22 protein-coding genes are annotated in these 25,682 nt (G+C 65.7%); 11 read left to right on the forward strand and 11 right to left on the reverse strand.

From position 1 onward, the window contains the following. Positions 1-7 precede the first annotated feature (7 nt). From ACYQML_RS09915 to lpxB, 8 genes are all read left to right on the forward strand, one after another. Positions 8-1,585, forward strand: coding sequence for a DHA2 family efflux MFS transporter permease subunit (locus ACYQML_RS09915; protein WP_461235440.1), 1,578 nt, complete (start codon positions 8-10; stop codon positions 1,583-1,585). A gap of 164 nt (positions 1,586-1,749) precedes the next feature. Further along, positions 1,750-2,910, forward strand: a complete 1,161-nt coding sequence (gene rseP, locus ACYQML_RS09920; RefSeq protein ID WP_056431493.1) for an RIP metalloprotease RseP — start codon at positions 1,750-1,752, stop codon at positions 2,908-2,910. Between the two features lie 353 nt (positions 2,911-3,263). Further along, on the forward strand, positions 3,264-5,849 hold the full coding sequence (bamA, locus tag ACYQML_RS09925; RefSeq protein WP_461220856.1) for an outer membrane protein assembly factor BamA: 2,586 nt from the start codon (positions 3,264-3,266) through the stop codon (positions 5,847-5,849). 47 nt (positions 5,850-5,896) lie between these two features. Beyond that, positions 5,897-6,961, forward strand: coding sequence for a UDP-3-O-(3-hydroxymyristoyl)glucosamine N-acyltransferase (gene lpxD, locus ACYQML_RS09930; protein WP_461235441.1), 1,065 nt, complete (start codon positions 5,897-5,899; stop codon positions 6,959-6,961). A gap of 194 nt (positions 6,962-7,155) precedes the next feature. After that, entirely contained in the window at positions 7,156-7,611 is a 456-nt protein-coding gene (fabZ, locus tag ACYQML_RS09935; RefSeq protein ID WP_409565651.1) for a 3-hydroxyacyl-ACP dehydratase FabZ, read from the forward strand. Beyond that, entirely contained in the window at positions 7,608-8,420 is an 813-nt protein-coding gene (gene lpxA / locus ACYQML_RS09940; RefSeq protein WP_461235442.1) for an acyl-ACP--UDP-N-acetylglucosamine O-acyltransferase, read from the forward strand. Before fabZ ends, lpxA begins: the two co-directional genes overlap by 4 nt. Continuing rightward, positions 8,417-9,301, forward strand: coding sequence for an LpxI family protein (locus ACYQML_RS09945; protein ID WP_461235443.1), 885 nt, complete (start codon positions 8,417-8,419; stop codon positions 9,299-9,301). The genes lpxA and ACYQML_RS09945 overlap by 4 nt, the downstream gene beginning before the upstream one ends. An 8-nt stretch (positions 9,302-9,309) precedes the next feature. After that, complete coding sequence (lpxB, locus tag ACYQML_RS09950) at positions 9,310-10,500, forward strand: lipid-A-disaccharide synthase (protein WP_461235444.1); 1,191 nt, start codon at positions 9,310-9,312, stop codon at positions 10,498-10,500. A 416-nt stretch (positions 10,501-10,916) separates the two neighbouring features. Here the strand turns inward: lpxB and ACYQML_RS09955 are convergent, their stop codons facing one another. After that, the gene (locus ACYQML_RS09955; RefSeq protein ID WP_461235445.1) at positions 10,917-11,681 is read right to left on the reverse strand and encodes a cold-shock protein; all 765 of its coding nucleotides are present in this window, start codon (positions 11,679-11,681) and stop codon (positions 10,917-10,919) included. 392 nt (positions 11,682-12,073) lie between these two features. Between ACYQML_RS09955 and ACYQML_RS09960 the strand changes: the two genes are divergently transcribed. The 3 genes from ACYQML_RS09960 to ACYQML_RS09970 all read left to right on the forward strand — a co-directional run bounded on the left by ACYQML_RS09960 (position 12,074) and on the right by ACYQML_RS09970 (position 14,470). Continuing rightward, a complete protein-coding gene (locus ACYQML_RS09960; RefSeq protein ID WP_056431476.1) occupies positions 12,074-12,544 on the forward strand; it encodes a response regulator in 471 nt (156 codons plus the stop codon). A gap of 130 nt (positions 12,545-12,674) precedes the next feature. Further along, complete coding sequence (locus ACYQML_RS09965; RefSeq protein WP_405030588.1) at positions 12,675-13,763, forward strand: Ppx/GppA phosphatase family protein; 1,089 nt, start codon at positions 12,675-12,677, stop codon at positions 13,761-13,763. Further along, on the forward strand, positions 13,760-14,470 hold the full coding sequence (locus ACYQML_RS09970) for an RlmE family RNA methyltransferase (RefSeq protein WP_461235446.1): 711 nt from the start codon (positions 13,760-13,762) through the stop codon (positions 14,468-14,470). Before ACYQML_RS09965 ends, ACYQML_RS09970 begins: the two co-directional genes overlap by 4 nt. Positions 14,471-14,571: 101 nt before the next feature. On the opposite strand, the gene ACYQML_RS09975 is transcribed toward ACYQML_RS09970, so the two are convergent. The 10 genes from ACYQML_RS09975 to ACYQML_RS10020 all read right to left on the reverse strand — a co-directional run bounded on the left by ACYQML_RS09975 (position 14,572) and on the right by ACYQML_RS10020 (position 25,678). Further along, complete coding sequence (locus ACYQML_RS09975; RefSeq protein ID WP_419951875.1) at positions 14,572-15,528, reverse strand: ferredoxin reductase domain-containing protein; 957 nt, start codon at positions 15,526-15,528, stop codon at positions 14,572-14,574. 76 nt (positions 15,529-15,604) lie between these two features. After that, positions 15,605-15,982: a hypothetical protein gene (locus tag ACYQML_RS09980; protein WP_207411522.1), complete on the reverse strand. Its 378-nt coding sequence runs from the start codon at positions 15,980-15,982 to the stop codon at positions 15,605-15,607. A gap of 114 nt (positions 15,983-16,096) precedes the next feature. Next, on the reverse strand, positions 16,097-18,982 hold the full coding sequence (locus ACYQML_RS09985) for an EAL domain-containing protein (protein WP_461235447.1): 2,886 nt from the start codon (positions 18,980-18,982) through the stop codon (positions 16,097-16,099). Positions 18,983-19,304: 322 nt separating this feature from the next. Next, on the reverse strand, positions 19,305-20,600 hold the full coding sequence (locus ACYQML_RS09990) for a M16 family metallopeptidase (RefSeq protein ID WP_419951872.1): 1,296 nt from the start codon (positions 20,598-20,600) through the stop codon (positions 19,305-19,307). Between the two features lie 6 nt (positions 20,601-20,606). After that, positions 20,607-22,019, reverse strand: coding sequence for a threonine synthase (thrC, locus tag ACYQML_RS09995; RefSeq protein ID WP_056431453.1), 1,413 nt, complete (start codon positions 22,017-22,019; stop codon positions 20,607-20,609). A 203-nt stretch (positions 22,020-22,222) separates the two neighbouring features. Next, positions 22,223-22,657 (reverse strand): DUF4864 domain-containing protein, encoded by a 435-nt coding sequence (locus ACYQML_RS10000; protein WP_461235448.1) that lies wholly within the window; start codon positions 22,655-22,657, stop codon positions 22,223-22,225. A 94-nt stretch (positions 22,658-22,751) separates the two neighbouring features. Further along, a complete protein-coding gene (locus ACYQML_RS10005) occupies positions 22,752-23,528 on the reverse strand; it encodes an SURF1 family protein (RefSeq protein ID WP_461235449.1) in 777 nt (258 codons plus the stop codon). Next, a complete protein-coding gene (locus ACYQML_RS10010; RefSeq protein ID WP_461235450.1) occupies positions 23,528-23,896 on the reverse strand; it encodes a DUF983 domain-containing protein in 369 nt (122 codons plus the stop codon). The genes ACYQML_RS10005 and ACYQML_RS10010 overlap by 1 nt, the downstream gene beginning before the upstream one ends. A 151-nt stretch (positions 23,897-24,047) precedes the next feature. After that, entirely contained in the window at positions 24,048-24,899 is an 852-nt protein-coding gene (locus ACYQML_RS10015; RefSeq protein WP_056431442.1) for a cytochrome c oxidase subunit 3, read from the reverse strand. A 164-nt stretch (positions 24,900-25,063) separates the two neighbouring features. Beyond that, the gene (locus tag ACYQML_RS10020) at positions 25,064-25,678 is read right to left on the reverse strand and encodes a cytochrome c oxidase assembly protein (RefSeq protein ID WP_056431440.1); all 615 of its coding nucleotides are present in this window, start codon (positions 25,676-25,678) and stop codon (positions 25,064-25,066) included. Between the last annotated feature and the right edge of the window lie 4 nt (positions 25,679-25,682).

Here is a 25,682-nt window from a genome sequence, read left to right on the forward strand (position 1 = left end):
GGCGATCATGGCCGATACCGCCACCATCGCGCCCGCACCCGCCGCCGAACCGCCCCTCGATCGCCGCCGCATGGTGGCGTTCGTCTGCATGGTGTTCGGGATGTTCATGGCCATCCTGGATATCCAGATCGTCTCGGCGTCGCTGGCCGAGATCCAGGCGGGGCTCTCGGCCTCGGGCGATGAGATCCCCTGGGTCCAGACCAGCTACCTCATCTCCGAGGTCATCGCGATCCCGCTCTCCGGCTTCCTGTCGCGGGTGATCTCGACCCGGTGGATGTTCGTGGTCTCGGCCGGCGGCTTCACCCTGATGAGCCTGATGTGCGCGACCTCGACCTCGATTAACGAGATGATCCTGTGGCGGGCGCTGCAGGGTTTCATCGGCGGCGGCATGATCCCCACCGTCTTCGCCTCCGCCTTTACGATCTTCCCGCCCTCCAAGCGTCCCATCGTCTCGCCGATGATCGGCCTCGTGGCGACGCTCGCCCCCACGATCGGCCCGACGGTGGGCGGCTACCTGACGGATGCGTTCGACTGGCACTGGCTGTTTCTCATCAACGTGGTGCCGGGCATCGTCGTCACCGTGTCGACCTACATGCTGGTGGATTTCGACGAGCCCAACCTCGACCTGTTTAAGCGTTTCGACTGGTTAGGCCTGGCCTTCATGGCCGCCTTCCTCGGCTGCCTCGAATACGTGCTGGAGGAGGGGCCGAATCACGATTGGCTTCAGGACGAGGCGGTCTTCGCCTGCGCCATCGTCTGCGTCGTGGGTGGTGTCGCCTTCTTCTGGCGCGCGCTCACGGCGGCCGAGCCCATCGTGGACCTACGTGCCTTCTCCGACCGCAATTTCGCGGCGGGCTGCATTTTCAGCTTCGTCCTCGGCATCGGCCTCTACGGCCTCACCTATCTCTACCCAGTCTATCTCGGACGCGTGCGCGGCTACTCCGCCCTGCAGATCGGCGAGACGATGTTCGTCTCCGGTCTGTGCATGTTCGCCACCGCGCCCATCGCGGGCCGGTTTTCGGGCAAGGTCGATCCGCGCATCCTCATGGGAATCGGCTTCACCGGCTTCGCCGCCGGCACCTGGATCGTCACCGGGCTGACCAAGGACTGGGATTTCTGGGAATTGCTGCTGCCCCAGGTCCTGCGCGGCTGCTCGCTGATGCTGTGCATGATCCCGATCAACAACATCGCGCTCGGCACGCTTCCACCGGCGCGGATGAAGAACGCGTCCGGCCTCTACAACCTCACCCGCAACCTCGGCGGGGCGGTCGGCCTCGCCCTCATCAACACCGTCCTCAACGACCGCTGGGACCTGCATCTCGCCCGGCTGCACGAGCGCTTCACCTGGACGAACAACACCGTGCTGGAGCGGCTCGATATGACACGCCGCCAGTTCGATGCGCTGGGCCTCGACGGCAACGCCATGGCCCTCAAGGCGATGATGAACACGGTGCGGATGCAGGGGCTGGTGATGGGCTTCACCGACGTCTTCCTGGTGCTGACCTTCCTGTTCCTCGCCATGGCCTGCGCGACCCCGTTGATCCGCCGGCCGCGTGCCGCCGCGCCAGCGGGAGGCGGGCATTGATGCGGTCGTCATCGCCTGGCCCTTAACCCTCCACCGAGGAAAGCGGGGACGGGAGAGCCGCATGCGACGATCTCACCGGCCCCGCCCGGTTTGCGTTCGCTCGTCCGCGATCCGATCTGCTATGGACGTGTGTTGGCCCCTCGCGAGGCCCTGAGGATCGACGAATGGACTTTCTAGCTTCGATGGGGGGAACCGCCTCCGGCTTCTTCGGGTCGGTGATCCCCTTCGTCATCGTGCTCAGCATCGTGGTCTTCGTCCACGAGATGGGCCATTTCCTCGTCGGTCGCTGGTGCGGCGTCGGCGTTCACGCCTTCTCCATCGGCTTCGGTCCCGAGCTCTTCGGCTTCAACGACCGTCACGGCACACGCTGGAAGGTGTCGGCGATCCCGCTCGGCGGCTACGTCAAGTTCCATGGCGACGCCAATGGCGCCAGCGTGGCCGATCCCGCCGCCCTGGCGCGGATGACGCCCCAGGAGCGTGCGACGAGCTTTCCCACGCAGAGCCTGGGTAAGCGGGCGGCGATTGTGGCTGCCGGCCCCATCGCCAACTTCCTCCTCGCCATCGCGCTTTTCGCCGGGGCGATTTACTTCGTCGGTCGCTACGAGCTTCCGCCGCGCATCGATGGCGTAATGCCAGGCAGCGCCGCGGAGCGTGCCGGATTCCAGCCCGGCGACGTGGTCACGTCCATCGACGGGGCGAGTGTCACCAACTTTCTCGACATGCAGCGCACCGTTTCCGGAAGCGCCGGCGCCAGCCTCGCCGTCACCGTGGATCGCGGCGGCGAGACCAAGACCCTGACCGCCGTGCCCGACGCGGTGGAAGAGCGGACCCCGTTCGGTAAGCATCGCCTCGGCCGCCTCGGCATCAAGGGGCCGAACGGTGCCGATGCCCAGGTTCGGCATTACGGCCTGTTCCAATCCCTCGGGCTCGGCGTGTCGGAGACCTATTTCGTCGTCGACCGCACGATGAACTACCTCGGCAAGCTGGTGACGGGCCGGGAATCCGCCGATCAGCTCTCCGGTCCGATCGGGATCGCGCGCGTCTCGGGCGAGGTCGCCAAGGTCGGTGGCGTCGGGGGGCTCATCGGTCTCGTGGCGCTTCTCTCCGTCTCGATCGGCCTGCTTAACCTTTTTCCGGTTCCCCTCCTCGATGGCGGGCACCTGTTGTTCTACGCGTTCGAGGCCGTTCGCGGCCGCCCGTTGAGCGAGAAGACCCAGGAGATCGGGTTCCGGATCGGGCTCGCACTGGTCCTGTTCCTCATGCTGTTCGCCGCCTGGAACGATATCCTGAACCTCGGTGCGTCCTGGTCCGGCCGGGGCTCCTGACCGGACGCCGCCGTCTCGGCCGCTGCGCGGAGCAGTCCTCTCGCAAGGTTGTGGATTTCTCCACAACATATTGATTGCACTCGACATTCGAAAAGCCCGCCCGGTCACCGGAGCGGGCTTTTTGCTGCAAATTGACGATTGATTCACCTTATCGAGCGATGAACGGGAACCGTTAAGTGACCGGAAGGCCACGTCTCCCCAAAATCCCCCCTACAGCCCAGGTCCGAGCGTTTGCTTCGCTCGGGAAACTCGGTAGAAGCTGAGCTTGGGACCAGGTGACGGGACGGTCGGATAACGACCGCCTGTCTGCGGGTGCAAACCCGGACTGTTAATAAATAGAGACGGGCGATTACATGATGTCGATGACGGGGAAGCGCCGGCGTAAGTCGGCCGAACGGACCATCGTCCTAGTCGCTGCCGCGGCCGCAGGGCTGGTTCTGGGCGGCACGGCTCAGGCGCAGCAGATCGTCGTCCAGGGTAACAAGCGCGTCGATGCCGACACGATCCGGTCCTACGTGACCGGCACGGCCTCCGGATCTCCCGAAGAGGCCCGCCGCAACCTGCTGGCGAGCGGCATGTTTTCCGACGTCAAGGTCTCGCGCAGCGGCGCCGGGACGGTGGTGACGGTTCGCGAGAACAACCTGATCAACCGGGTCGTGTTCGAGGGGAACAAGAAGGTCGAGAAGGGGACGCTCGAAGCCGAGGTCGAGGCGAAGGCCCGCGGCGGTTTCAGCGAGGGCATCGTCCAGGCCGATCTTCAGCGCATCCGCGAAATCTACCGCCGCGCCGGCCGTGGCACCGCCAAGGTCAGCTTCCGCACCGTCGATCTGCCGAATGGCCGTATCGACCTGATCTACGTGATCGAGGAAGGCGACAAGACCGGCATCAAGGCGATCAACTTCGTCGGGAACAGCGCTTATTCCGAGAGCAAGCTGCGCGAGCTGATGAGCTCGTCGGAGATGAACTTCCTCTCGTTCATCAAGACGTCCGACGTCTATGATCCCGACCGGATCACCAACGATCTCGACCTCGTGCGCCGCTACTACCTGAAGAATGGCTATGCCGACTTCCGGGTGGTGAATGCCGATGCGCGCTACGTCGAAGGCGAAGGCGATGCCGGCTGGGTCATCACCGTGACGGTGGACGAGGGTCAGCAATACACCGTCGGTGCGGTGGCCATCGATTCGCGTCTGCCGGGTGTCGACACCCAGATCCTCGACGGCGAGGTCCGCGCCGCCGTGGGCGACGTCTACAATGCTGAGGACGTGGAGAAGACCCTCTCCGGCGTGACCAATCAGGTCGCCCGTCAGGGCTTCCCCTTCGCCCAGGTTCGCCCGACCGGCCAGCGCGACCGCGCCACCCACACCGTGGCGCTCGGCTTCGTCGTCGAAGACGGCCCGCGCGTCTATGTCGAGCGCATCAACATCCGCGGCAACACCCGTACCCGCGACTATGTCATCCGCCGCGAGCTCGATATCACCGAGGGCGACGCCTATAACCGCGTCCTGACCGATCGTGCCGAGCGTCGCCTCAACGGCCTCGGCTTCTTCAAGAAGGTCCGCTTCTCCAACGAGCCGGGCTCTTCCGCCGACCGCGTGATCATCAACATCGATGTCGAGGATCAGCCCACGGGTTCGTTCTCGGTGGCAGGCGGCTACTCCACCCAGGACGGCATCATCGGCGAAGTCTCGGTCTCCGAGTCGAACTTCCTCGGTCGTGGTCAGTACGTCCGTGTCGCCGGCACCGGCGGCCAGTACTCGCGCGGCGTCGATTTCTCGTTCACCGAGCCATACTTCCTCGGCTACCGTCTCGCCGCCGGCTTCGACGCCTTCTACAAGTACAGCGATCTGACCCGCTACTCGCGCTACGAGACCACCGTCTATGGCGGTCAGATCCGCGTCGGCCTGCCGATCACGGAAGAGTTCGGCGTCACGCTGCGCTACTCGCTCTACAACACCGAGTTGACGATCCCGAACAGCACCAAGCGGCCGTATAACGACTGTTCGAACCCGATCCCCGGTTTCACGGCGGTGAACCCGGCGGGCACGATCGATCCCGTCTCCGGCCTCAACACGGGTGGTCTGGCTTCTTACCCGAACAACTGCGCCTTCAATGGCGAAGCCTCGATTGCTCTGAAGGGCTCGACTGGTAACACGCTCACCTCGCTTGCCGGTGTGACGCTTGCCTATTCGACGCTGGACAACCTCGCCCAGCCGCGGAACGGCCTCTATGCCGAGCTGAAACCCGAAATCGCCGGTCTCGGCGGTGACTCGAAGTTCTTCCGCGTGGCTGGCGACGTTCGCTACTACAAGGAATTCTACGAGGACGTGGTCGGCTTCGCCCGCTTCCAGGGCGGCCATATCTCGCCGCTCACCGACGAGAAGCTGCGCATCACCGATCAGTACTTCCTCGGCCCGTCGCTTGTTCGCGGCTTTGCGCCCAACGGTATCGGTCCGCGCGACGTCGGCAGCGCCGACTCCCGTTCGAACGCTGTCGGCGGTACGACCTACTTCGGCGGTACGCTCGAAGTTCAGTTCCCGATCTACGGTATTCCGCGTGATCTCGGTCTGAAGGGCGCCGTCTTCGCCGACGCCGGTACGCTGTTCGGCTACAACAGCCGCACGCAGTTCAACGTGAACGGCGACGCGATCATCAACGGAATCGCCCCCGGCGGGGCCTGCGCCTACACGGCGCTGGGTGCCGGAGCGATCACCGTCGAGCCGGAATGCCTGAACGTCCGCGACAAGATGACGATCCGCTCCTCGATCGGTGCGTCCATCCTCTGGAACTCGCCGCTCGGCCCGATCCGCTTCGATTACGCCTACGCCCTGACCAAGGACGAGGGCCAGAAGATCTACAATGCCGATGGCAGCTTCCTCGGCCGCGTGGGCAAGGATCAGCTCCAGGCCTTCCGCTTCTCCGGCGGTTCGCGCTTCTGAGCCAAGACGCACGGGCTTCATTCTCGAAGCCCGTGCGTTGTCGCATCATGTCTGATCCCATCTTCTTCGCATCCAGCACGGCCCTCAGCCTCGGTGACATCGCCGGGGCTGCAGGCATTTCGCTCCCCGAGGGAGCGGATTCTCAGCTGATGGTCAGCGGCGCGTCTCCTCTCGAGACTGCCGGCCCGAGCGACCTCGCCTATATGGACAATGCCCGTTACGGCGATGTCCTGGCCCAGACGAAGGCGCTGGCGTGCCTCGTCTCGCCGCGCTTCGCGGCCAAGGTTCCCGCATCCACGGTGGCGCTCGTCACGCGCGATCCCTACCGGGTCTATGCAGGCCTGTTGGCGCGCTTCCACCCGGAGGCCATGCGGCCGCTTTCGCAATTCACCACCGAGGGCGTATCACCGGGCGCCCATGTCCATCCCAAGGCGCATCTCGAAGACGGCGTGATCGTCGATCCTGGCGCCGTGATCGGTCCCGGTGCCGAAATCGGTTCGGGGACCGTCATTGGACCGAACGCCGTCATCGGCCCGAATGTCCGCGTCGGCCGCGACTGTTCCATCGGTGCGGGGGCGACCTTGGCCTATGCGCTGGTCGGCAACCGCGTGATCCTCCATCCTGGTGCGCGCCTTGGCCAGGATGGGTTCGGCTTCGCCATGGGGCCGGGCGGGCACCTGAAGGTTCCCCAGACCGGCCGTGTCATCGTGCAGGACGATGTCGAGATCGGTGCCAACACCACGATCGATCGCGGCGCCGGCCGCGACACCACGATCGGGGAGGGGACCAAGATCGATAACCTCGTCCAGATCGCCCATAACGTCGTCATCGGCCGCCACTGCGTCATCGTCTCCGGAGTCGGCATTTCCGGCTCGACCACGCTGGAGGATTACGTTGTCCTCGGCGGTCAGGTCGGCGTGGTCGGGCACCTCCGGATCGGCATGGGCTCGCAGATCGCCGGTTCCTCGAACGTCAATCGCGACGTCCCGCCCGGAAGCCGCTGGGGCGGTACGCCTGCAAAGCCCGTGCGCACTTGGTTCCGTGAGCTCACGGCCCTGGCCCGGCTCGCGGAGAAGTCCGGGCGCGACACGAGCGAGCCGCAGAAGGATTGAGAGAGATCCAAGACCGGTCGCATGGGATTGCCGACCGGTCTCGGATCGCCGACGTCATCCCTCCGCAAGACTTCGCAACCGCAAGACTTGCATCGGGTGGCGTTTATGCCGAAGACAACATTCCATTTTTCAGGGGATGAGGCGAGGCGTCAGGGGCGCCGGCGCGCCATGGGATTGTTCGATCGATGAGTGACATGCCGAAAGATCTGGGCTCGGCCGACATCCAGAAGATCCTGGAACTTCTGCCCCATCGCTATCCGTTCCTAATGATCGACCGGATCATCGAGATCGACGGGGACCGTTCCTGCATCGGCATCAAGAACGTGTCGTTCAACGAGCCGCAATTTACCGGGCATTTTCCCGGCCTGCCGGTCTTTCCGGGTGTTCTGCTGATCGAAGGCATGGCCCAGACCGCCGGCGCCATCTGCTGCCAGCACATCAAGACAGATGATGTGCGGGCCAAGCAGGTCTTCTTCATGACCATCGACAAGTGCAAGTTCCGCAAGCCGGTCGTACCGGGCGACACGGTGCGGTATCATATGACAAAGATGAACCAGCGCCGGACCATGTGGTGGTTCCGGGGCGAGGCCCGCGTGGGCGACACCCTCGTGGCGGAAGCCGAGATCGGTGCCATGCTGGTGACGGAGTGAGCGACGTGGCTGAAATCCATCCGAGTTCCGTTGTCGAGGATGGAGCCACGGTCGGCGAAGGCGTCCGCATCGGCCCCTTCTGTCATGTCGGACCGGATGTGGTTCTGGGCGAAGGCTGCGAACTCATCAGCCATGTCGTCGTGGCCGGGCGAACCGGCATCGGTGCCCGCACCAAGCTCTATCCCTTCGCCTCCATCGGACACCCGCCGCAGGATCTGAAGTTTCGCGGCGAGGTGTCGACGCTGACCATCGGCGCCGATTGCCTGATCCGTGAAGGCGTCACCATGAATCCCGGGACCGCCGGAGGCGGGCTCGAGACGACCGTGGGCGACAAGTGTACTTTTCTCGCCAATTCCCATGTGGGCCACGATTGCCGTGTGGGCGATGGCGTCGTCTTCTCCAATAACGTCATGCTCGCGGGCCATTGCACTGTTGGCGACCACGCGATCCTCGGTGGCGGCGCCGCGGTGATTCAGTTCGCGCGGGTCGGCGCCCATGCTTTCGTCGGCGGTCTCTCCGGATTGGAGAACGATTGCATCCCCTACGGCATGGCGCTCGGCAATCGCGCGTATCTGTCTGGCCTCAACATCATCGGGCTGCAGCGCCGTGGTTTCGCGCGTGAGGACATCCATGCCCTGCGCCGGGCCTATCGCCTGCTCTTCGCCCAGGAGGGCACCTTGATGGAGCGCGTCGAGGACGTGGCGGCGGAGTTCGAAGCGCATCGTGCGGTGGCGGAGATCATCGCTTTCATCCGTGAGGGCGGTAAGCGCTCGATCTGCACCCCGCGTGAGAATTCGGGCTCGGCTTGACCGCCTCTCTCCAGCCAGTGTCCCTCCTCGATCCGCATCTGGAAGAGCGTCTGGTTCTGGTGGCGGGGGCCGGCCGGCTCCCCGAACTGGTCGCCGACTCTCTCGACAGGGCGGGGCGCTCGTTTCGGGTGCTGGCCATTCGCGGCTTTGCCGAACGTCCGATGCGCGCGCGAGCCGACGCCACGGTCGATCTCCTCGACATTGCCGGAGCGCTCGCCATCCTGGAGGCCTGGGGGCCGGCCTGCGTCATACCGGTGGGCGGAGTCTCACGCCCCAATCCGGCGGCGATCCTCAACGCCGCGGCAGCGTTGCGGAACCGCGAGGCGCTCAGAGCCATCTCGGGGGGAGGGGACGATCGGTTGCTACGGGGCGCCCTCGTCCTCCTCGAGGATAACGGCCACCGCGTCGTCGGCATCCATGACGTGGCGCCGGACCTCCTGAGCCCGGAGGGGCAACTCGGCCGGCTCGCTCCCGACCTCGCGGCTCAGGCATCCATCGCGACCGGCTGCAATATTCTCGCGGCGCTGGCCGCCCATGATGTCGGCCAGGCCATCGTCGTGGCGGCGCAACGGGCGCTCGCGGTGGAGGGACCCGAGGGAACGGACCGGATGCTCGCCCGTGCGCGTGCCCTCGGCCGCAAGCCCTTCGGATTGGGCTCAGCCCAGCCGGGCACCGTGCTGGTCAAACTCGCCAAGACGGGGCAGGATCTGCGCGTCGATCTGCCGGCCATCGGGCCGCGGACGGTCAAGGCCGCCGCCGCGGCGGGTTGTGCCGGCATCGCCATTCAGGCCGGTTATACCCTCATCATCGACAGGGACGCCACGGTGGCCGAGGCCGACCGCGCGGGCCTGTTCCTCATCGGTTTGCGGATCGAGGCATGAATCGCGGCATGACGACCACGCCGTCCAAACGAATCTGGCTCGTCGCCGGCGAGGATTCCGGCGATCAGCTCGGCGCCAAGCTGATGCGGGCGCTGTCGGACCTCTCCGATGGGCCTGTGGCGTTCGGTGGGGTCGGTGGCGAGGCCATGGCGGCGCAGGGCTTCGTCTCCCTGTTTCCCCTCGATGACGTGGCGGTGATGGGCTACCTGCCCGTGGCTGCGCGCCTGCGCACCCTCCTGCGCCGCATTCGGCAGACCGTGCGCGACATCGTCGAATCGCGTCCCGACATTCTCGTCATCATCGACAGTCCCGGTTTCACCCACGCCGTGGCCTCACGGGTGCGAAAGCGCCTGCCGAGCCTTCCCATCGTCGATTACGTCTCTCCCAGCGTCTGGGCGTGGAGACCCTGGCGCGCAGCGAAGATGCGGCCTTTCATCGACCACGTCCTGGCGCTCCTGCCCTTCGAGCCGGACGCGCATCGCAGGCTCGGCGGCCCGGACTGCACCTATGTCGGGCATCCCCTCATCGAGCGACTCGCCGAATTGCGCCCGAAAGCCGATGAGGCGGCGGCTCGGGAGGGGACGCCCCCGGCTCTCGTGATCCTGCCCGGTTCGCGCCGCTCCGAAATCGAGCGGCTGATGCCGGTCTTCGGTGCCACCCTGGATCTGCTCGTCCAGCGCTACGGGCCGATCGATGCCGTGCTCCCGGCGGTCACGCGCCATCGTGCGATGATCGAGCGCCTGGCCCTGTCCTGGTCGCGGCCGGTGACCATCGTGCACGGGGAGGCGGCGAAATACGCAGCCTTCCGGCGATCTCGTGCCGCTCTGGCGGCTTCGGGCACGGTCACCCTCGAACTCGCTCTCGCCGGCGTGCCGATGGTGGTGGCCTATAAAGTCTCGCGCCTGGAGGAGGCGGTGGCACGGCGGCTCATCCAGGTGCCGACCATCGTGTTGCCGAATCTGATCCTCGGCGAGAATGCCATGCCCGAATTCATCCAGGCCGAATGCACCCCCGGCCGCTTGGGCGAGGCCATGCTCCCGCTTCTCAAGGGCGGCGAGGCTCGTGACGCGCAGGTGCGGTCGCTTCAGCGCATCGACGGGGCGATGCGGCTGGCGGGCGATGACGAACCGAGTCGCAAGGCAGCCAGGATCGTGTTGTCGATGGCGCGCCCGCCCGTCAGCGGATCGTCGTCGGCATAGCCGCTTTGGGTCGCCCGCTTCTCATCGCCTCGGAGGCTTGGACGGCGCTGGGCGGTAGGGCCCTCTCGTCCGCCTTGGGCGACGATGACAGCGAGGGTAGGTCCGGGCTTGTAGCGTTTCGTTCGCGTCCAAAAGCGTAGCCTGCATTCACGCCGGCATAGAAGCCAGTGAAATCCTCGGCCTTCGCCAAGCCGCTGAAAGCCAGTTGCAGGCACAAGCTCATCGTCAAGAAGACGGCACGCATCGCTGCTCTCAGCACCTGAAATGTCTCACCGGATCGACGGGCCGGAACCTGTCATCCGGTCGTTCCGGCAATGCTGACGACGAAAAACGGCGACCCGAAGGCCGCCGTCATGTCTCTTCGATGATCTCCAAGGCCCCGCGAACGCGACCTTCTCGAGAGGCATCGACGTCGATCAGTAATCGGCGTTGATGCTCTGGGCCTCGCGGCCCTTCTGACCGTCGATCACGCTGAGGGTGACCTGCTGGCCTTCGGCGAGGGACTCGAGCCCAGCGCGCGACAGAGCCGAACGGTGCACGAACACGTCCTTGCCACCGTCATTCACGGAGACGAAGCCGAAGCCCTTGGCCGGATCGTACCACTTCACGGTGCCGCTCATTTCGACCGAGGGTCCGCTGGCGAAACGACCACCGCCGCCGCCGGCTCCGCCACCGCCACCGCCGCCGAAGCGATCATTGCCGCCGCCGTAGCCGCCGCCGCTGAAGCGGTCACCGCCGCCGAAACCACCGGCGCGGGGTGCAGGCGCACGACGCGGGGGCTCAGCTTCGGCCGTCGACGTGTCGACGCTGGTCACGTCCGTCACCTGCGGACCCTTCTGGCCCTGCGCGGTGTGGACGGTCAGGCGCGTGCCGGGGAGGAGGTCGGCATGGCCGGCGGCCTCGACAGCGCGGATGTGAAGGAACGCATCGCCCGAACCGTCAGCCAGTTCGACGAAGCCGAAGCCCTTCTCCTTGTTGAACCACTTGACCGTCGCGTCGCGCTCCGGCCCAGAGGGAGCGGCTGCCGCACGGGCCGGACCGCGATCGAAACCGCCGCCGCCACCGCCGTACCCACCGCCGAAGCCACTGCTCGGGGGTGCCTGATCCGGCCAGCGAGGCTCGGCACCACCCTCATCGAAGCCGCGCTTCTGCGGCCCCCTGAAATCACGACCACGTCCCATCGAAAGCTCGCAAAAACCGTCCGCCGACCATCTGTCATCGAATACCGGGTGCGCGCCGTCCCAGACGGGCGCTTCACCACACTATCATCACTCTCGGCAGCGGTGACCAAGAATAACGCCATAGTCCTGACTGAATCTGGGCTTCATCGCAAGATGCTTGTCGCCCCTCTCGGTAAGGTTCCTCTGATTTCCTGCGGCAGATTACGCAATCAAGTCCGGGCGAAGCGCCCCGGCGCGCCGGCAGGGCAGTGCGTACAGAATCCCCAAATGTCATGCGGTTGAACGACTTCGCGTCTCGAATTTTTCTCGATCGCGTTAGGAAAATGCAAATCGATGGCCGTTAAGATGCGCCGAGGCACCTGCGAAAACAGGTGGCCCGGAACCCCTGTCCGATGATCGCTACCCCATCATTTCCGGATCTTTCGGCCCTCGTCGTCGACGAGAGCCTCTATATCCGCCGAATCGTTCGCGACATGCTGATGCGCGTGGGGATCAAACGCGTCCTCGAAGCCCCCGATGGTGCGGAGGCGCTCGGCGTGTTGGCGGAGAGCAAGCCGGACATCACGATCATCGACTGGGATCTGGCGATTCTGTCGGGCGAGGAGTTCATCCGGCTCGCGCGCACCCCCACCACCTCCCCGTCGCCCACCGTGCCGATCATCCTGATGCTGGCTCAGCCCCGCCGCAACGTCGTGGACCGCGCCATCTCCCTCGGGGTCAACGAGATCATCGCCAAGCCTTTCTCACCGAAGACCTTGTGGTCGCGTCTGGACGAAGTCATCAATCGGCCGAGACCGTTCTCCCAGGTGAAGAGCCTCCTGAGGCCTGTCCCCAGAATGTCGGCTGCCGGCAAAGGTCTCTAAGCCGATCATAGATCGAGGCTTTGCACTGACGCCCAAGGCCTGTAGGCTTCCTATCGAATGATGGCCGGCCTATCCGGTGGGGCCACGATCGAGGATTCCGGCAAGGCCGATGAGGGAAGAGAGTGCCGCCATGACGCCGGCCCGCCCCATGGCCGGCACGACTTCACCGAACGCCGCCCCCGCCTTGCCGGATACGGGTCGTTCACCGGCGGCGGGATTTCGCCCCGGACGGCGTAACACCTATGCCGCCCTCGACCTGGGGACCAACAATTGCCGCCTGCTGATCGCCGAGCCTGCCTCCCACGGCTTTCGCGTGATCGACGCGTTTTCCCGGATCGTCCGCCTCGGTGAGGGGCTCGGGACGTCCGATCGTCTCAGCGATGCCGCCGTGGAGCGAACGCTGGAGGCTTTGCGGGTCTGCCGCGCCAAGATGGAATCGCGTGGCGTCGCCCGTGCCAAGATCATTGCCACGGAGGCGTGCCGGCTCGCCGTGAACGGGGCCGATTTCGTGGCGCGCGTGCGAGACGAGGTGGGCCTCGACCTCGAGATCGTCGACCGACAGACCGAGGCCTATCTCGCGGTCACCGGTTGTGCGGCCCTGGCCGATCCTTACTCCGAATCGGTCGTCATCTTCGATATCGGCGGCGGGTCCACGGAGATCGCCTGGCTCGATGGCGCGGCCACGAACCCGTCTGCGGACCCCACCTTGCGGATCCGCGCTTGGGATTCGCTTCCCGTCGGCGTCGTGACGCTGGCCGAGCGGCACGGTGCCGCCGACGTCACACGCCTGATGTTCGAGGGCATGGTGGAGGAGGTGGCCGACATGCTGTCGCGCTTCGCCATCCGCGCCGCACCCGCCGCGAATGCCCGGCATTTTCATCTTCTCGGCACCTCGGGAACGGTGACGACCCTTGCCGCCATGCATCTGCGTCTCGCGCGCTACGAGCGCCGCCGCGTCGATGGGCTGTGGATGAGCGATGGCGACGTGAGCGATGCCATCGACGATTTGCTCGACACCCGCCTGGACCAGCGGGCAGACAATCCCTGTATCGGCCGCGATCGCGCCGATCTCGTCCTCGCGGGTTGCGCCATTCTGGAAGCGATCCGCCGGGCATTCCCCTCCGAACGGCTTCGCATCGCCGACCGGGGGCTGCGCGAAGGTCTCTTGATGAACATGATGCGCGAAGACGGCGTCTGGCGCCGCGGAGGCTACCGTTGACCGACAGGCGTGGCGCGGGCGGCGGGTTGCGAGGCGATCTCAAGCAGCGGGTGAAGACGGGGCGCGGCCGCACCGCGTCTCAGAAGCGGTGGCTCGAACGGCAACTCAACGATCCCTACGTGGCGCGGGCCAAGCGCGAGGGCTACCGCTCGCGCGCGGCCTTCAAGCTCCTCGAGATCGACGAGCGCTTCAAGATCCTGAAGCCGAACCAGAAGATCATCGATCTGGGCGCGGCGCCCGGAGGCTGGTCTCAGGTCGCCGCCAAGATCGTTGGGCCGAGCGGCCGTATCGTCGGCATCGATCTGCTCGAAATCGAGCCGATGGTCGGCGTCGAGTTCATCACCCTGGACTTTCTCGATCCCGACGCTCCGAAGCGGCTGATCGATCTCCTCGGCGGTCAGGCCGATATCGTCATGTCCGACATGGCGGCCAACACCACCGGCCACAAGCAGACGGACCACCTGCGCATCATCGGCCTGGCCGAGACCGCCGCGGAATTCGCCCGCGAGGTGCTGGCGCCCGGAGGCACCTATCTCGCCAAGGTCTTCCAGGGCGGGACCGAGGGTACCCTGCTCGCCGACCTGAAGCGCGACTTCACCCTGGTGCGCCACGTGAAGCCTTCGGCGAGCCGTGCCGATTCGAGCGAGCTCTACGTGCTGGCCACCGGGTTTCGCGGGTCGGCGGAAGCCGTCGAGGACGACGCCTGATATCGGGCGGCGACGAGTGAGCTCAAGGTTGTCTGCTCATCCACCGAACGGTCTGATCGCGATCGGCCGGGATCAGCGCCGCTCAGTACGAGGCGCCGCGGCTAAAGACCCGGCGGGATCAGGATCGGGTAGCACCGCGCTCCGGCACCCGCCGCCAGAACCTCGACGGCGCCCACGGTGGAGGCATCCCCCGCCACATGCACGACATCGGTGGTCTTCAGGCCACTGAGATGCGCCGTGAGGGGACCGGGACGCACGTCCGGAGGCCGCTGCCTCATCCTGTCGGCGACGAGGGTGATCCGCGACACACCCGTGGCCTTGAGCCAATCGAGCGACGGACGCATGTACAGGTCGAGGGGATCGCTGGCGCCGATCACCACCACGATCTCGCGGTTGGGCTCGATGTAGCGCGCCGCCCGGGCGATCGACCAGATCGGGGCGAAGCCCGTCTCCCGGCCCACCAGCAGTAGTCGGCCGCCGCCGGGGCGATAATAGCCGCGCCCGACCGGCCCCTTGATCTTGACCGGATGTCCGAGAAGGATCTCCTCGCCGAGGGCGTGAGTGATCGCGTTGCACGCATGTCCGAGGCGGAGGTGGAAGACGAGCTCGTTGAGCTCCGTCGTACCGTCGAGGCGCAGGGTCGGGCTCACGTCGATCGGTTCGAACCCTTCGAACGTGGCGGTCACTTGGTGACCGGGCTCGAGATCGAGTCGGCGCGTGATCGTGACGACGACCTCGATCACATGGGCGCCGAGCGGCGCGATCTGCGTGACCGTACCGACCCGACGCGCCTGCGCGGCCGGCTTCACTTCGGCGAAGACGAGGCTTTCGCCCGCCTTGGAGGGGCGGAGTGAAGAGAGCTTGACGGGTTCGGCCCGGTGCAGACGGGCCTGCGCCCGGCGCGGCGAAGGGTTGGAACCCTGCCCGAGAAGATGGGAACCGTGCAGACCGGTCGTGGGGGCGATGACGCCGTCGGCAAGGGCGGCTTCGAGCGGCGTATCGCCGGTCGAGACCCGCACGGCCTTGCCGTTGACGACAAGCGAGCAGCGCGCGCTCATGGTCGAGCCTCGGAGGATGAGAGAAGTCGAAAGGAGGCCGGCGTCGGGTGACGTGCGCCGGCCGATGGCGGAAACCTCAACGAGGTCCGTCGAGAAGCTTGTCCACGAGGGCGGCCCAGCGGTCGCGCACGGCACGGGCTTCCGGCGACAGCGGCTCCGGTCCGGCAAGGCGTTCGACGCTGGCGCGGATGCCGGCGTTCTCTTCCCGCTCGGCCCGCAGCACCGCCTTCATCACCAGGATCTCTGAACGCAGCCGCGCCAGATCGGTGTCGAGAGCGATCTCTTCGACCGCCTCCACTACCGGCTCGGCCGGCAAAGCCACCGGGGAGGCGTCCGCGCGCTTCGGGGTGGGGCCGGTGCGGATCGGCCGGGCCATCAGACGCCTGACGATATCCGAGCCGAAATCCTCGCCGTGACCGAATTCGTTGCCTAATCGCAATGCCGCTTCGGCCATCACGCCCGCCTCCTGACGAACGGCAGGTCATGCCGCGCCGTTCGATCCATCTCGATCATGACGATGCGCGATCATGGTTAAGGGACGTTTAATTCAACCGTGACGGTTTGGCGATCAGGCCGCTTCAGGCGCCGCGCCGACCAATTGGCGGGCCTGAAGCATCGACATCGGATCGCCGAATGCCGTCCCCTGGGCGTATTCGCAACCGAACTCGGCCAGGGTCTGCGCGTCGGATTCGTTCTCCGCCCCATCAGCGATGATGGCGAGGCCGAGTTCCTGGGCCATCTTCACGATAGAGCGCAGCATGACCGATTGCCCGCCCGCCATCTGGCGCACGAATGTCGGGTCGATCTTGATCGTGTCGAACGGGAACCGCTGGAGATAGGACAGGGCCGAGTAACCGGTGCCGAAATCGTCCAGCGACAGGCCGGCGCCGAGTTCGTGGATGCGGCTCAGCATCTGGGCCGCATATTCCGGGTTCTCCATCACCAGACCCTCGCCGAATTCGAGCTTGAGCGAACCGGGAAGGACGCCCGACCGGGCCATGATCGTCTTCACGTCATGAAGCAGGTCGTGTCGGAGGATCTGCCGCGAGGACACGTTCACGCAGGCGAAGATCGGGGGATCGACATCGAGCGATCGCTGCCAGGCCGCGAGTTCGAGGGCGGTGCGCTCCAACGCGAAGATGCCCAGCGTGACGACGAAGCCGCTCTCCTCCGCGATCGGCATGAAGGTGGAGGAGGGGATACGGCCGAGCTTGGCGTGATCCCAGCGCAGGACCGTCTCGAAACCCGCCACCGTGCGGTCCTCGAGGCGGACGACGGGCTGGAACAGCACCTTCATTTCGTTGCGCTCGATCGCCCGCTGCAGGTCGGCTTCGAGCATCAGCCGGTCGCTGCGCTCGTTGCGCATGGAGGCACGAAATACTTCGGTGCGGTCGCCGCCGTTGCGCTTGGCCTGGATCATGGCGATCTCGGCGTTCTTGAAGACGTCCTCGCGTTTGAGGGCGGTGCCGACCTCATGCAGGACGATCCCTACCGAGACCGTGAGGAAGATCTCGCGGTCGGCATAGGTGATGGGCGTGGCGATCGCCCGGCGGATCATGTCCGTGAAGGCGATGATGCGGTCGGGCTCCCGCTCCGACAGCAGGATCAAACCGAATTCATCCCCGGCGATGCGGGCCAAGGTATCCTGAGGGCGCAGCAGCCGGCCGAGACGGCGCGACAGGGTGAGCAGGATCGAATCGCCAGCCGAGAGGCCGATGGCATCGTTGATCGCCTTGAACCGGTCGACGTCGAGGAGGATCGTCGTCGGCTTCAGGCGCGCATCCTGACTCGCGAAGGCGAGGGCGGCGTCGAGGCGGTCGTTGAACAATTCGCGGTTGGGCAGGCCGGTGAGGCTGTCATGGATCGCGTCGTAGAGCAGGCGCTCCTCGGCCGTCTTCACTTCGGTAACGTCCGAGATGGTGCCGACGATGCGAATGACTTCGCCGTCCGGCCCGATCACCGGCCGGGCCTTCAGCCGGTACCAGACATAGAGGCCTTCCGTGGAGCGGAGGCGGAAATCGTGAACGATGCGACCGCGCCGCTCTTCGATCACCGTGTCCAGCGCCGTCGAATAGCGGTCCACGTCGAAGGGATGGACGAGGCCGAGCCAGTTCGAGGCCGGGCCTTCCAGGGTGCCGCGCTTCAGGCCGAGCTGGCTCTCGATCTCCTGGCCGGCGAAGACCCGGTCTCCCGGGACATCCCAATCGAACACCACATCGCCGGCGCCCGTCAGGGCCAAAGCGCGGCGCTCTGTGTCGGAGACCAGGGAATGGGTCATCCCGCCCCCGGTGAAGGCGTGCTGCATCACCGTGAAGCCGATGAGCATGACGATCAGGACGAGACCGCCGATCAGGGCCGGCTGGACGAGGTCGCTGCCGATCTGTCCGGTGATGGCGAAGCCCGCAGCCACGACCCAGACGAGAAGGAGGAACCAGGTCGGTACGAGAAGGATCGCGCGGTCGTAGCCGTTATGAATGGCCAGATAGACGATCAGCAGCAGGCCAACGCCGGCGACGGCGGCGATGGAGATGCGGGCGACGCCGGCCGCGACCGGCGGATCGAAGACCGCAAGGCCGACGAGGCCGGCGAGAAAGGCAAGCCAGAAGAACGCCACGTGGCCGTAGCGTACATGCCAGCGGCTGAGGTTGAGATAGGCGAACAGGAAGACGAGGAGCGTCGCGCCGAGCACGGCCTCGGCGGATGCGCGGTAGACCCGCTCGGCCACCTCGGTGACTGGGAAGACCCGCTGTAGAAAGCCAAAGTCGATACAGGCATAGGCGAGAACGGCCCAGGCCAAAGCCGCGGCCGCCGGAAAGATGATCGCACCCTTCACCACGAAGATGATCGTGAGGAACAGGGCGAGAAGGCCGGCAATACCGATGATGATGCCCTTGTAGAGCGTCAGGCCGGTGGATTTCTTGCGGTAGGCTTCCTGGTCCCAGAGATAGACCTGCGGCACGTTCGGCCCATGCAGCTCGGCCACGAAGGTCACGGTCGCGCCGGGATCGAGGGTAATGACGAACTGGTCGGCTTCCGGGTTCTCGTCGCGTTCGGGCCGGATGCCCTGGCTCGCCGTGATCGCCGCGATGCGCGAGCCTCCCAGATCCGGCCAGATCACCCCCGACCCGACGAGACGGAAATGCGGGGCCACGAGAACCCGGTCGATCTGCTCGTCGGTGTCGTTGGTGAGCGCGAACACCATCCAGTCCGGTCGTGCGCCACTATCCCGAGCCTTCACCACGATGCGGCGGACGATGCCGTCCTTGCCGGGGGCGGTGGAGATCTGGATCAGGTCGCCATCGGAGCGGTAGCGCTCGATCATCGGCGTCAGGTCGATGGCCGGAGCGTCGAGGGTCACCCGCACGGCTTCCACGGCCGAAGCCGGCGCTCCCGTTACCAGGATGCCGATCAGCAGGGAGACGAAAACGTTGAGGACGTAGAGGGATCTGCGCAACGGGCGAGTGTTCCGGCCGGGCGGGCACTGATGAGGAATACGGCTCAGCTTGTAGCCCAGTCGTACCGGCGGGGGGGGTCCACGGACAAGGCGAGCGGTCTGCCTCGCATTGCGGCACCCACTGCTTCTTGGCGTAGCGCCGAGGAGGATGGGATCGCGCTCCTTTGCGGCCAAAACAAGCCGGTAACGCTTCACGATGGTGGAGCTTCACCGCCAAAATGCTGCGCGCGGCGGCATTGACGGGGCAGGACCCATTGCGACCAGGAACTTTCCGTTTTTCTGTTCCCGGTCCGGCGCATCCGCGTCGAACCGGGAACGCTGCTCAGCTTGCCTGAAGCACGCCCCTCATCTTCTCCAGGGACGGAAGCTTCTTGATCGGCCCGATCGCCGCCAGCGTCGGAGCGCCCGAGAGCAGACGCAAACCCGCCGCTCTCACATCGTCCACGGTGACAGCATCGATCTTGGCGATGACCTCCGGCGGCGGGATCACCCGGCCCCAGGCCAGCATCTGGCGGGCATTGCGTTCGATCCGACCGCCGGGAGTCTCCAGGGCCGACAGCAAAGCCACCTTAACCTGGGCCTTGGCGCGAGCGACCTCGACCGAATCCGCGTCACGCGCCGCCTTCGCCGTGGCGGCCAGGGTCACGTCGACGAGTTCGGCGAGATCCGAGCCGGACGTGCCGGCGCCAATGCCGAACAGGCCGCAATCGACGAAGGACCAGTGGAACGCCTGGATCTCGTAGGCGAGGCCGCGGGTCTCGCGCACCTCATGCCACAGCCGCGAGGTGAGACCGCCGCCAAGCACCTGCGCGAACATGTGAAGTGCGTAATAGTCTTCGTCGCGGAAGGAGAGTCCGGGGAGCCCCAGCACGAGATTGGCCTGTTCGAGCTTCTTCTGGATCCGCTTCTCGCCGCCGACATAAGTGCCGGGGACCATTTCCGGGGCGACCGTCGCCGGCATCCCGCCGAAATGGTGCTCGGCCGCCTCGACGATGGCCTCGTGGGAGATGGCGCCCGCTGCGGCCACGACGATGCGGTCCGGGGTGTATTCGCGGGCGAGATAGGCTTCGATGGCGTCGCGGTCGAAGCTCGCGATGGTCTGCGGCGTGCCGATGATCGGACGGCCGATCGGCTGATCCGGGAAAGCCGCCGCGGTGAAGGCCTCGTAGACCACGTCGTCCGGCGTATCCTCGATGGCGGCGTATTCCTGCAGGATCACCCCCTTCTCGCGGGCGAGTTCGCCCGCGTCGAAGACCGATCGCGTGAGGATGTCGCCGATCACGTCGAGCGCGACGCCGGCATCCTCGCCGAGCACGCGCGCGGTGTAGCTGGTACCCTCCGCGCTGGTGGCGGCATTGATGTCGCCGCCGACATTCTCGATGTCCTCGGCGATCCGGCGGGCGGAGCGGGTCTCGGTTCCCTTGAACGCCATATGCTCGATGAGATGGCTGAGGCCGCCCTCATCGGCCCGCTCGTGGCGCGATCCGGCGCCCACCCAGACTCCCAGTGTCGCGGTCGCGACACCCGGCATCGTCTCCGTGGTCACGGTGATGCCGTTGGAGAGGCGGGATACTTTCAGGCCGGGAGAGGCGCCATGGGTCGCGAAATGCTGGTTCATGCTGTCTCAGTTCCCGGCCGTGATGCGTGAATGTGCGCGGATGAAGGCTTCCACCGCCGCCTGGTCGTTGGCGACGCGGTCGAAGCGCTCCTTCCGATCCAGCAGGTCGGCGAGATGCGGCGGCAGCACAGGGCGAAGGCCGCCTGTCGCCTGGGAGACCGCATCCGGAAACTTGGCCGGATGAGCGGTGGCCAGGGCGACGACCGGCGTCTTCGCATCCTTCTCGAGAAGGCGGCGGCCGGCATGAACGCCGATAGCGGTGTGCGGGTCGATGACCATGCCGATCTCCCGGTGCACCCGTGCGATCTCGGCGATGACGGCCTCTTCGGGGACCGAGGCCGCGTCGAACTCGTCGCGGACGGCTTTGAGTACCGTCTCGTCGAGATGGAATCCGCCCGATTGCTTCAATCCCGCCATCAGCCGCGACAGGCTCGACGCATCGCGGCCCAGGGCCTCGAACAGAAGCCGCTCGAAATTCGACGAGATCTGGATATCCATGGAGGGCGAGGTGGTCGGCTGAACACCGCGAACCTCGTAGGCACCGTGTTCCAGGGTGCGGGCCAGGATGTCGTTGGCGTTGGTGCCGATCATCAGGCGTTCGATGGGCAGGCCCATGCGCTTGGCGACCCATCCGGCGAGGATGTCGCCGAAATTGCCTGTCGGCACCGCGAAGGAGACGGGGCGGTGCGGGGCGCCCAGGGCCACGGCGCTGGTGAAGTAATAGACCGCCTGCGCGGCGACCCGCGCCCAGTTGATCGAGTTGACGCCGGAGAGCCGCAGCTCATCGGCGAAATCCGCGTGCTGGAACAGGGCTTTGACGATGTTCTGGCAATCGTCGAAATTACCGTCGATGGCGATGGCGTGGACATTGTCCGCCCCCACCGAGGTCATCTGGCGGCGCTGCACCTCGGAGACGCGGCCATAGGGAAACAGGATGAAGATATCGACCTGATCGAGCCCGCGGAAAGCCTCGACGGCGGCGCTGCCGGTATCGCCCGAGGTGGCGCCGACGATGGTGGCGCGCGAGCCGCGGGACCGCAGGACATGGTCCATCAACCGGCCGAGAAGCTGCATCGCCACGTCCTTGAACGCCAGCGTCGGACCGTGGAAGAGCTCCAGCAGAAACAGGTTGTCGTCGAGCTGCACCAGCGGGCACACCGCGGGGTGGCGGAACGTGGCGTAGGATTCCTCGATCATCCGGTCGAGATCGGCATCCGCGATCTCACCGTCGATCAGCGGCCGCAGGACGAGCTTGGCCGCATCGGCATAACGCTGTCCCGCCAGTCCGGCGATCGCGTCACGGGAAATCTGCGGCCAGCTCTCGGGCAGGTACAAACCGCCGTCGCGGGCGAGACCGGCGAGGAGAGCATCGGAAAAGCTGAGGGGCGCCGCGGCGCCGCGGGTCGAAACGTGTAGCAAAGGGGCCTCCGGGAAGGGCGCCGGTCTACACGATGTGGGTCGGTCTGTCGAAAGCGGGAAATTGCCGCCTGCGCGAAGAGAGTCTGCCGGCCCGCGACGGGGACGCCGAGGGACGGGATCGATCGGCGCGTCCGAACCTCATCCAGAAACCGCTCGACCCGCGCCTTCGTTCGGCGCCGAGGTATGTCGACCGGTTCATCCCCCTACGCGGCGCTGCCCGGCGCCTTGACGAGGCGGCATCCGCTGATCCGCCAATCGCCGTCGCTCTGCTTCTCGAGGCTGTAGAGGGCCATCCAGTCGATACCGTTTTCGTCCTGCAGCTTGACGCCGAGGGCGATCCCATCCTCGCCGCTCTCTTCCACACGGTCGATGCTGAAGCTGCGGGCGCGGTAGACGGCGGCGTATCCCTTCCGCACCATCTCGATGAATGTCTCGGGCGAGGTGAACATCCCCTGGATCGACGGGGCGGCCTGTGCATAAGCCGTCGCCGCGTCGTCTTTGCGGAACGCCTCGATCTGCCGCTCCACCGTCGCCCGAGCTTTCAGCTTCGCCGCTTCGTCGGCGGCATGGGCCGGCGAGGCCGAATGGATCGCGGCCAGAGACAGGAGACCGATCAGCAGTGAGGCGACAGCACGCATGGATCACACTCCGCAATCGGGGCGACCCTGTGCAGGATAGCGCGGCGCTTGCCGACGGCAAGAGCGGGCCATCATCGTCGACGAAGCGCCAGCGCTAGCGGGCCGGGTTCGCTGCCGTATCGTCCCCCACGTCGGAGAGACGTTTCCAGGCGAAGACGCCGAAGACGCCGACGAGGCAGGCCGCGATGCCGAACCACGTGAAGGCATATTGCATGTGGTTGTTGGGAAGATCGACCCGGAGTTGTCCCCCCTTCGGCCAGCCGCCGGGATTGGGCGTGGCATCCGCCTCGATGAGGTAGGGCATCACGGTCAGCCCCCGAGCCGCAGCGATGCCGTCGATGTCGCGATGGAACCACTCGCCCTTGGCGGGCTCCGGCGGCGGCACGAACATGGTGCGGGTCTCCGGGCCGCGCAGCATACCGGTGATCGTCGTCGATCCGGCGATCTGCCCTGATGGGCGCCGCGACGGGCTTTTCAATTCGGTGGGGACGAAGCCACGGTTGATAATGACGAGACTTCCATCGTCATCCCGCTTCAGGGGCGTCAGCACGTAGAAACCCTGCAGGGCATTACCTGGTACGGCACCGGCCGCGAGACCGTGGACCAACGTCTCCTGGTCGTTCAGCAGCGTCCCTGTCACCCGCACGCGCTTGAACTCGTCCCGCGCCACGTCCCAATCCCCGCGCGCCGGGAGAGGCGCCGGAGGCTCGACACGCGAACGGGCCACGATGCGGCCGATCAGGGCTTCCTTCTCGCCCTTCCGCTGCAACTGCCAGATACCTAGGCTCAGCAGAATGGCGAGGCAGATCAGCGAGACGATGCCCGGGGCGAGCAGCGACCGCAGGGCACCGGGACGAACTTCCGTCGACATCAGCGAAAGCGCCCCTCCTCGGCTTTATTGGCGAACTGCAAGGCGGCCAGCATCCCCTTCAACGGTCGAACCAGCAGCAGGCTGAGACCGACCGAGAGTGTGATGGCCACGGAGGCATGGACCCAGATCGGCGGTTCGAAGGTGATTTCGAGCCAAAGCGCCAGTCCGACGACGACGATGCCGACGATGGACATAACGAAGAAGGCCGGCCCGTCGCCGGCATTGAAGGTCGAGTAGTCGAGACCGCAGACGTCGCAGGACGGTTTGAAGGTCAGGAATCCGTCGAACATCGCACCCTCGCCGCAGCGGGGGCAGCGGCAACGCAATCCGGTCGGGATGGGAGGCGGTAGCGGCCGCTGCTGATTCACGATGCATGCTCCTCGGCGACGGACATGTCTGTCCTCTGCCGCATATGGGAAACCGAACGATCCATCGCACGAAAAAGGGCGGCTCGCGCCGCCCTGTTTCTCATACCTGTGTCGCTTCGCCGTACCGTTCGGCCCTGATCGGGCCGACGCCTCAGTGAGCCGCCGTGCCGGCGCCCCAGACGTAGATCGAGGCGAACAGGAACAGCCAGACCACGTCGACGAAGTGCCAGTACCAAGCGGCGAACTCGAAACCGAGATGCTGCTGGACCGTGAATTGGCCGAGATAGACCCGGTAAAGGCAGATCGCCAGGAAGATCGTCCCGATGATGACGTGCGCGCCGTGGAAGCCCGTCGCCATGAAGAAGGTGGCGGAGTAAATGCTGCCCGAGAAGCCGAAATGCGCGTGGCTGTACTCATAGGCCTGGCAGGCCGTGAACAGCACGCCGAGGATGATCGTGAGCCACAGGCCGTATTTCAGACCCTTGCGGTCGTTGTTGAGCAGGGCGTGGTGAGCCCAGGTGATGGTGGTGCCCGAGGTCAGTAGAATCAGGGTGTTGAGCAGCGGCAGATGCCAGGGATCGAACGCCTCGATACCCTTCGGCGGCCAGGTGCCGCCCGTGAAGTCCAGGCGCGTGGTCTGGATCGGGTCGGCCGTGTAGAGGGCGGCCTCGAAATAGGCCCAGAACCAGGCGGCGAAGAACATCACCTCGGAGGCGATGAACATGATCATGCCGTAGCGGTGGTGAAGCTGCACGACGCGGGTGTGGTCGCCGGCATTCGCCTCGTGGACGACGTCACGCCACCAGGCGAACATCACGTAGAGCACGCCGATCGTTCCGGCGCCGAAGATGTAGGGACCGGGGCTGAGCGTGCCGATCTGAAGGCTCTTCATCCAGAACACGGCGCCGAACGCCATGAGGAAGCCGGAGAAGGCACCCAACAGCGGCCAAGGGCTCGGGCTCAAGATATGGAAGTCGTGATTCTTGGCGTGCGCCTCGGCCATCTTAACTCTTCTCCTCACCCCGGGCCCAATGCCGCGAACGGCTCTGACCTTCTGAACGTTCGGCTACACCGGAACCCTTAATCGGGACGGCGCAGTGTTGTCACGCTTGAGACCTCAAAAATCTGGCGCGTCGAAAACGCGTCCCGCCAAGATTTTTGATGGCCTCAGAAATTGGTTTTCGCATTCTTGCCATCCGTCGTCGCGAGCGCGGCCGAGGGCTGGCCATTCTTAGACGCGAAATACGTGTAGGAGAGCGTGAGCTCCTGCAGGTGGGCGGTGTTCGAATCGGCTCTCACGGCCGGATCGATGTAGAACACCACCGGGAAATCCATCGTCTCCCCGGGCTGGAGCGTCTGCTCGTTGAAGCAGAAGCATTGGATCTTCACGAAGAAGCTCCCCATCAGTCCCGGCTGGACGTTGTAGGTCGCGATCCCCGTCGAGGGGGTCGTCCCCGTATTCTTGACCCGGAAGAACACGGTCTTCGTCTCGCCGAGGCGAACTTCGATCTTCGGCGTCTCGGCGACGAAGCGCCAGGGCAAGGTCGACGCGACGTTTGTATCGAGATGGACGACCATGCTGTCATCCGTGGCGACCTGCGTCGATGCGAGCCCGACGCGAGGCGTGCCGTCAAAGCCGGTGGCCTTGCAGAACATGTCGTAGAGCGGCGCTGACGCGAAGGCCAAGCCGATCATGCCCACCGCCAGACCCGCGCAGGCGAGGGCGGTGACCGAGGCCTTGCGGTTCGGATTGCCGCTTCGTGGGCTTTTCACGTCGGTCATGATG

The organism is Methylobacterium sp. CM6244 (assembly GCF_054817885.1).

Bases quoted from the DNA above. Each gene is read 5' to 3' on its own strand.
- fabZ (WP_409565651.1), top strand. From the start codon at position 7,156: ATGCCGAAAGATCTGGGCTCGGCCGACATCCAGAAGATCCTGGAACTT.
- lpxD (WP_461235441.1), top strand. From the start codon at position 5,897: ATGTCTGATCCCATCTTCTTCGCATCCAGCACGGCCCTCAGCCTCGGT.
- ACYQML_RS09980 (WP_207411522.1), bottom strand. From the start codon at position 15,982: ATGGCCGAAGCGGCATTGCGATTAGGCAACGAATTCGGTCACGGCGAG.
- ACYQML_RS10000 (WP_461235448.1), bottom strand. From the start codon at position 22,657: ATGCGTGCTGTCGCCTCACTGCTGATCGGTCTCCTGTCTCTGGCCGCG.
- ACYQML_RS09955 (WP_461235445.1), bottom strand. From the start codon at position 11,681: ATGGGACGTGGTCGTGATTTCAGGGGGCCGCAGAAGCGCGGCTTCGAT.
- ACYQML_RS09990 (WP_419951872.1), bottom strand. From the start codon at position 20,600: ATGAACCAGCATTTCGCGACCCATGGCGCCTCTCCCGGCCTGAAAGTA.
- ACYQML_RS10015 (WP_056431442.1), bottom strand. From the start codon at position 24,899: ATGGCCGAGGCGCACGCCAAGAATCACGACTTCCATATCTTGAGCCCG.
- bamA (WP_461220856.1), top strand. From the start codon at position 3,264: ATGATGTCGATGACGGGGAAGCGCCGGCGTAAGTCGGCCGAACGGACC.
- ACYQML_RS10005 (WP_461235449.1), bottom strand. From the start codon at position 23,528: ATGTCGACGGAAGTTCGTCCCGGTGCCCTGCGGTCGCTGCTCGCCCCG.
- ACYQML_RS09965 (WP_405030588.1), top strand. From the start codon at position 12,675: ATGACGCCGGCCCGCCCCATGGCCGGCACGACTTCACCGAACGCCGCC.
- ACYQML_RS10020 (WP_056431440.1), bottom strand. From the start codon at position 25,678: ATGACCGACGTGAAAAGCCCACGAAGCGGCAATCCGAACCGCAAGGCC.
- lpxB (WP_461235444.1), top strand. From the start codon at position 9,310: ATGACGACCACGCCGTCCAAACGAATCTGGCTCGTCGCCGGCGAGGAT.
- ACYQML_RS09975 (WP_419951875.1), bottom strand. From the start codon at position 15,528: ATGAGCGCGCGCTGCTCGCTTGTCGTCAACGGCAAGGCCGTGCGGGTC.
- ACYQML_RS09915 (WP_461235440.1), top strand. From the start codon at position 8: ATGGCCGATACCGCCACCATCGCGCCCGCACCCGCCGCCGAACCGCCC.
- rseP (WP_056431493.1), top strand. From the start codon at position 1,750: ATGGACTTTCTAGCTTCGATGGGGGGAACCGCCTCCGGCTTCTTCGGG.
- ACYQML_RS09960 (WP_056431476.1), top strand. From the start codon at position 12,074: ATGATCGCTACCCCATCATTTCCGGATCTTTCGGCCCTCGTCGTCGAC.